This window comes from Candidatus Bipolaricaulota bacterium (assembly GCA_021159055.1).
In the GTDB taxonomy this organism is placed as follows: Bacteria; Bipolaricaulota; Bipolaricaulia; order UBA7950; family UBA9294; genus S016-54.
The window spans coordinates 1-5,901 of record JAGGSO010000053.1 but is presented as its reverse complement, the minus strand read 5'-3'; the positions used below and the strand labels follow the sequence as shown (position 1 = coordinate 5,901).

6 protein-coding genes are annotated in these 5,901 nt (G+C 62.8%); 2 read left to right on the top strand and 4 right to left on the bottom strand.

Annotation, left to right across the window (positions count from 1 at the left end):
* Nucleotides 1–74: 74 nt before the first annotated feature.
* The 3 genes from J7J55_02730 to J7J55_02720 form a co-directional block, all read right to left on the bottom strand.
* Nucleotides 75–962, bottom strand: a complete 888-nt coding sequence (locus tag J7J55_02730) for a hypothetical protein (protein ID MCD6141623.1) — start codon at nt 960–962, stop codon at nt 75–77.
* Nucleotides 963–981: 19 nt separating this feature from the next.
* The gene (locus J7J55_02725; GenBank protein MCD6141622.1) at nt 982–1,740 is read right to left on the bottom strand and encodes a YebC/PmpR family DNA-binding transcriptional regulator; all 759 of its coding nucleotides are present in this window, start codon (nt 1,738–1,740) and stop codon (nt 982–984) included.
* A gap of 70 nt (nt 1,741–1,810) precedes the next feature.
* On the bottom strand, nt 1,811–2,725 hold the full coding sequence (locus J7J55_02720) for a radical SAM protein (protein ID MCD6141621.1): 915 nt from the start codon (nt 2,723–2,725) through the stop codon (nt 1,811–1,813).
* Between the two features lie 81 nt (nt 2,726–2,806).
* Here J7J55_02720 and J7J55_02715 point away from each other — a divergent pair, with 81 nt between their 5' ends.
* Both J7J55_02715 and J7J55_02710 read left to right on the top strand, forming a co-directional pair.
* Nucleotides 2,807–3,475 carry an HAD family hydrolase gene (locus J7J55_02715; GenBank protein MCD6141620.1) on the top strand — a complete coding sequence of 223 codons (669 nt, stop codon included), beginning with the start codon at nt 2,807–2,809 and terminating at the stop codon, nt 3,473–3,475.
* Complete coding sequence (locus J7J55_02710; GenBank protein ID MCD6141619.1) at nt 3,472–4,671, top strand: aminoacetone oxidase family FAD-binding enzyme; 1,200 nt, start codon at nt 3,472–3,474, stop codon at nt 4,669–4,671. The genes J7J55_02715 and J7J55_02710 overlap by 4 nt, the downstream gene beginning before the upstream one ends.
* Nucleotides 4,672–4,998: 327 nt before the next feature.
* On the opposite strand, the gene J7J55_02705 is transcribed toward J7J55_02710, so the two are convergent.
* Complete coding sequence (locus tag J7J55_02705) at nt 4,999–5,748, bottom strand: DUF4384 domain-containing protein (GenBank protein ID MCD6141618.1); 750 nt, start codon at nt 5,746–5,748, stop codon at nt 4,999–5,001.
* Nucleotides 5,749–5,901 lie beyond the last annotated feature (153 nt).

The following is a 5,901-nucleotide window of genomic DNA, read 5'->3' as shown; positions in this document are numbered from 1 at the left end:
CCGTGGTGCTGGCAAGGGAAGCGATCGCGAGCAGAACGATCCCCACGAGTGCGTACTTCATGCTGTACCTCCTTTCAGAATGTCATCAAGAAACCGACGGAGATCCACGAAAATCCGAGGATGTCTATTGCCCCACCGAGGTCAAACCGAATGTTCGGGGTAAGCCGGAAGAGCACCCCCAACCCAGCCTCGGGCCAGATTATCCAATTCGTGCCGACGTGAAAATAGATGCTTGCAATCGGACTACGGGAGATCGTCGCGGCGAGGAGATCATCATAGCTGATCCCTGGGGTTTCCTGCGCAATCTTGAGCGCGGTCTTCTCCGCCCACTTCTCTGAGGGGACGAAGTAGCTTCGCCACACGATCCCGCCGCCGTTCAGGAGGTTCACTCCGATGGAGAGAGTCGGCATCCCAAACCCATTCAGGGACGAAAAGCCGAACTGGTAGCCGGTGTCAAGCCCAAGGGTGAATCCCCACCGCCCGTTGCCGTAGGCATCTTTAACTTGTTCCGCCAGTGCCGTTGGCGAAACTCCGGTAGTGCCGGTGGTCGTGGCAGGGGCTGGTGTAGTCGTTGTTGTCGTGGTCGAGGCGGTCGGTTGTCCGGGGGCAGGGAACCGGATCTCTTGGATGCTTGTTAGCTTCACCGACTGCACGTCACCAGCCGGGGTCCGCAGCCCGATCACCTCCGGGATCCCTCCGATCTTGCCTACGAGGATGTTTCCGTCGAACGTCTCCACCGTAACCGTTCCGTCCTCGCCGCCGAACCGGATCGCCTTGATGTTCGATCGTTGCACGGTGTATACGTCTCCGGTATCCGAAGTGACGCTGATCACCCCCGGGATCCCGAACTCGATTGTCCCCTGCAATACCGATCCGTTCGTAGTGATGATCGTCTCCCCGAACACCGCGGCGCTCAGGGTAACCACCGCGCACAGCACCAACAACCAACTGAGTCTGTTCATCTTCCCTCCTGTACGCAGTTTAACCGCCCTCGACCTTGGCCAGAATTTCATCCGGGATGTCGAAGTTGGCGAATACCTCCTGGACGTCCTCGTTGTCATCGAGGGCGTCGATCAGCTTGAGAACCTTCTCCGCCGCCGTCCCTTCTACGTGCACGGTGTTCTTGGGGATCATCGTCACCTCGGCGCGCGTCGGGGTGATCCCGAGCTTCCCCACCTCCTGCGTGAGGGCGGCGAGGTCGTTCGGAGAACAGTAGACCTCGATCAGGTCGCCCTGATCGTCGAACTCCTGTGCCCCGAGCTCGATCAGGTTCATCAAAAGCTCGTCCTTGTCCACCTCATCCGGAAGCTGTTCGAGGGTCAGTACCCCGCGTCGCTCGAACAGCCAGGCCACGCTCCCGGCGGCGGCGAGGTTCCCCCCGTGCTTGCTGAAGATGTGGCGTACCGCGGCGGCGGCGCGGTTGCGGTTGTCGGTCACCACCCGCACCAGGATCGCCACTCCTTCCGGACCATACCCTTCGTACGTGATCTCCTCGTAGCTGACGCCCTCCAGCTCGCCGGTCGCCCGCTTGATCGCCCGCTCGATGTTCTCCTTCGGCAGGTTCGCCGCGCGCGCCCGCTCGATCGCGTGGGCGAGCCCGGGATTGTTCTCCGGGTTCGGATCGCCGTTGCGCGCCTGCAGAGTGATCTCCTTGATCAACTTGGCGAAGATGCCGGAGCGCTTCTTGTCCTGCCGCTCCTTACGGTACTTTATGTTCGCCCATTTATTATGTCCAGACATGCCTTCTCCCTCTCCTTATGGTCTTCTCAATTCTCATAATAGCAGGTTTACCGGCGGGTGTGCAAGAAGCTCAACCGAACGGATTCTCCCGCATGAACTCGGGGAGGTAGTTCCCCGCGCTGGAGAGCTCCTGGATGAACCCGTGCGTGAACCCGAGCCGCTCCGCTTCATCCAATACTCGTTCGTACTCCTCCGGGGTGATGGTGCGGGAGAGAGTTGGATGTGTCCGGACGGGCGGAGTGGGGTGGTACTGGGCCATGAGAGAGATGTAGATCTCAGGGGAGATCTCACGGGCGAGGGTGCGCAGGACGGCGATGCTGTTCTCGACCGCACCGGGGAGGACGAGGTGTCGCACGACCACCCCGCGGCGGATGGAGCCCTGGGCATCGAACTCAGGGGAGATCCCCTTCTGCCGGACCATCTCCTTTATCGCGGCGAGCGCCACTTCGGGGTAGTCCCGCGCTCCGGAATACTGGAGCGCGAGGTCATTATCCATGTACTTGAAGTCGGGGAGGTAGACATCGATCTCCTTCTCCAACCCGCGCAGCGTCTCGACCAGGTCGTATCCCCCGGTGTTGAACACGAGCGTCGGTGCATGCCCGCGGCGGCGCAGCGCGGCGATGATCGCCCTGGTCTGGGGGATCATGTGGGAGGGGGAGACGAACCCGACATGGGAGACCCCGCGGGCAAGGACCTTCTCAATGCGGGAGACGATCTCTTCCAACGACAGATCGTGTTCCACGACCGGCCCCCGGTTCCGGCTGATCTCGTAGTTCTGGCAGTAGATGCAGCGCAGATTGCAGCGGGAGAAGAAGAGATTACAGATCCCGTGCTTTCCCCCGAATACCGGCTCCTCGCCGTGATGCTCCACGATCGCCCCGATCCCGAACCCGGCTCCGCTCCCGCAGACGCCGCGCTCTCCCTTCGTCCGGTCGACCCCGCATGCCCACGGGCAGAACGCGCAATGTTGCAGCTCCTTACTCATCCGCTCCAGCTCTTCGTTGAACATCGCGTGAAGATGATACGCGTACGGTTTGCCGGTATCATCACCGCAAAAAGGTGAGACATGATCCGCGGGCTTATCTTCGACTTCGACGGGCTGATTCTGGATACGGAGGTTCCAATCTTCAGAAGCTGGCAAGAGATCTTCGCCGAGCACGGTTGCACCATGACCGTCCATGACTGGGCCGACTACCTCGGACGGTCCCCGGATAGCTTCGACCCGTGCGATAAGCTCGAGGCGTGCCTCGGCCGTCCGGTCGACCGGGACGCGCTCCACGCGCGACAGCGGGCTCGGGAGCAGGAGCTGATCGAATCCGAGGAAGTCCTTCCAGGGGTGGTCGACCGGCTCCAGGAGGCGAAGCGGATGGGGCTCAAGCTCGCGGTGGCGTCGAGCTCGCCGCGGAGCTGGGTGCACGGGCACCTCTCCCGGCTCGGGCTTCTGAAAGAGTTCGATTGCATCCGCTGCGGTGATGAGGTGCGGGAGGCAAAACCGGCGCCGGACCTGTTCCTCGCTGCTCTCTCCTGCCTGGGGTTGAAACCTGAGGAAGCGATCGTGTTCGAGGACGCGCCGCACGGGGTCGCTGCGGCGAAGAGGGCGGGGATATTCTGCGTTGCCGTTCCCAACGCCCTTACCCGCGCCCTCGGATTCGACCATGCCGACCTCACCGTCGAGTCCCTCGCCGCGATCACTCTGGCTGAGCTCCTGCGCAGAGTGGACGAGACAAAAAAATGAGTGAACGCTACGACATCGGGATCGTGGGAGCCGGACCGGCCGGCCTGACCGCCGCCTATTTTGCCGCCCGGGCCGGAGCGAGGGTTGTTCTCCTTGATCGGAAGACCCCTCCCGGCCAGAAGATCCTGATCTCCGGGGGCGGGAGGTGCAACATCCTCCCGACACATGTTGAACCAGGGGTCTACGTCACTGACTCCTCTCCTCACCTTGTGCGCCGGGTCCTCGCCGGATTTCCGCTCGCCGCCGTCCGCGACTTCCTCACCGGACCGGTCGGGCTGGACCTGCATCAGGAGGGAGAGAAGGTCTATCCCCGCGGTGGGGGGAGAGAGGCCCATTCCCGCCTCGTCGGTACAGTCAAACACTACGGGGCTCGCCTGCTGACCGGGGCAGATGTCGTGGGGGTGAAGAAGGGGCACATCGCCTTGGAGACCGGGGAGAAGGTACTCGCCTCTCGGATCATCCTCGCCACCGGCGGGATGTCTTACCCGAGGACCGGGTCCGACGGAACGGGATACCGGATCGCCCGCCGCCTCGGCCACACCGTGATCGATCCCTATCCGGCCCTCGTCGCGCTGCGGGGCGGGACCGCCGCCCATCATGCCCTCGCCGGGGTGACGCTCCCGGTTCGACTCGCGATCGGGGAGGGGAAGAGCCGGATCGAGGCAGAGGGGGATTTCCTGTTCACCCACCGCGGCTACAGCGGCCCGGTGGTTCTGAACACCGCCCATGCCGCCGCCCGTGCCCGGATGCGGGGAGAGCATCCTCCGATCACCGTAGGATGGAACCGGATGGGGCGGGAGGAATGGAGGGACGTCATCTCCCCATCCAGGAAGACGATCCGGGGGAGGCTGCGGGAGGAACTCCCGCTCCGGCTTGTCGACCTCCTCCTGTCCGAAGCGATCATCCCGGGAGGGCGGAAGCTATCCGAGCTGCGGCGCGATGAACGGAAGCGCATTCTGGATGCCCTCTCCGCCTATCGCCTCCCCTGGACCGGCACGGAGGGGTTCTCCCGCGCCGAGGTGACCGGAGGCGGGGTCTCCCTGCGGGAGATCGATCCCAAGACGATGCAGAGTCGGGTCCATCCATGGCTTTACCTGTGCGGGGAGATCCTGGACGCGTTCGGCCCGATCGGCGGGTACAACTTCCTATGGGCGTTCTCCACCGGCGCCCTCGCCGGACGCGGCGCAGCCGCATAGAGCATCTGTGGACGAAAGCCCCTAGTCTAGGTGATCAACGTCACCTTGTTTGGTGTCTGATGGGTTTCTTTCATTAAAGAGACGAGTTGACAATGAAAGTGATCGAGATTACACTCGACCGGGTGGTGAGAAACGAGGGGGGAGGCTAGATCCTAGCAAGTGGGGGCTTTCCGGGGTCTTTGCCTCCTTGAACAGGCGGCGGAAGCGCTTCGCCCTCCGGTGCTTCCGCCGCACGCCTTGTTGCACTATCTCTCACTAAAACAACAAGGAGGACCCGATCTCTCGGGTCCTCCGCGGTCGATGGGAGAGTAGCAAACTGGTGGGGCGTCAGTTGTTCCCGATGTGGATGCGGATCGTGAAGTGCCACTTGCCGTCCGGTCCGAGGTACCAATACCAGCCGCTCCCGTTGCTCGGCGGGTTGCCGTAGTACCACTGGCCGTTGTACCAGTACCAAGCCCCGCCGGGGACGCAGCCGAAACAAGGCGGGGGCGGGCAGGGAGGCGGGCAATAACCGGGCTGATAGCTGGGCGCCGGCACGATGGTGAACGAGGTCCATGCCGTGGCCCAGGTTCCACACGGGGGGCATGGCGGATTTGGATTGATCCCCATGATCTGCGCTTGAATATCGGCACCGGCTGATCGCGGATCCGGCCCGATCTGGGGGAACGGCTCGGAGTAGCTCGTCGGGGCCAGGTTCAACGGAACCGTACTCGCGATGATCTGAAGCTGCTCAACCCCGGTGGGAGGGCTCACCCGCATGCGGTAGTTCCCGTCCGGCAGGGAGTGCGTTCCGGGAGATACGTAGTTTCTCTGCGAGTAGGCGTTGGGGAAGATGAGCCGCACGATCCCGTCCGGTTGGATGTCGTAGATGTAGACGAACGCCTGCTGACTCACCGTGAAGTAGATCACAGCGTTCTCCCCCACCGTGTAGGTCGGCTTATCGGTCCAGATGTTGACCGAAAGCGACCCAGGGTTGGGAGAGGGAGTGATCCCGAGCGGACTCGGCGCGCCATTCGCAAGCGCGGCTGCGCCGATCAAGCCGATTACGATCAGGGCTACTGCTAGAACCTTTCGCATTGTCATTCTGATCACCTCGCCCCATCTACACGGAGGATCTCCCGGAGTTTCACCTTGCCCCGGCGCGGGGATCCGGTTACGGTAGTTCTCATGAAGACGATCGGCATCGGTGGCCCGCCCGGGTGCGGGAAGAGCACGGTGGCTCGGGCCCTA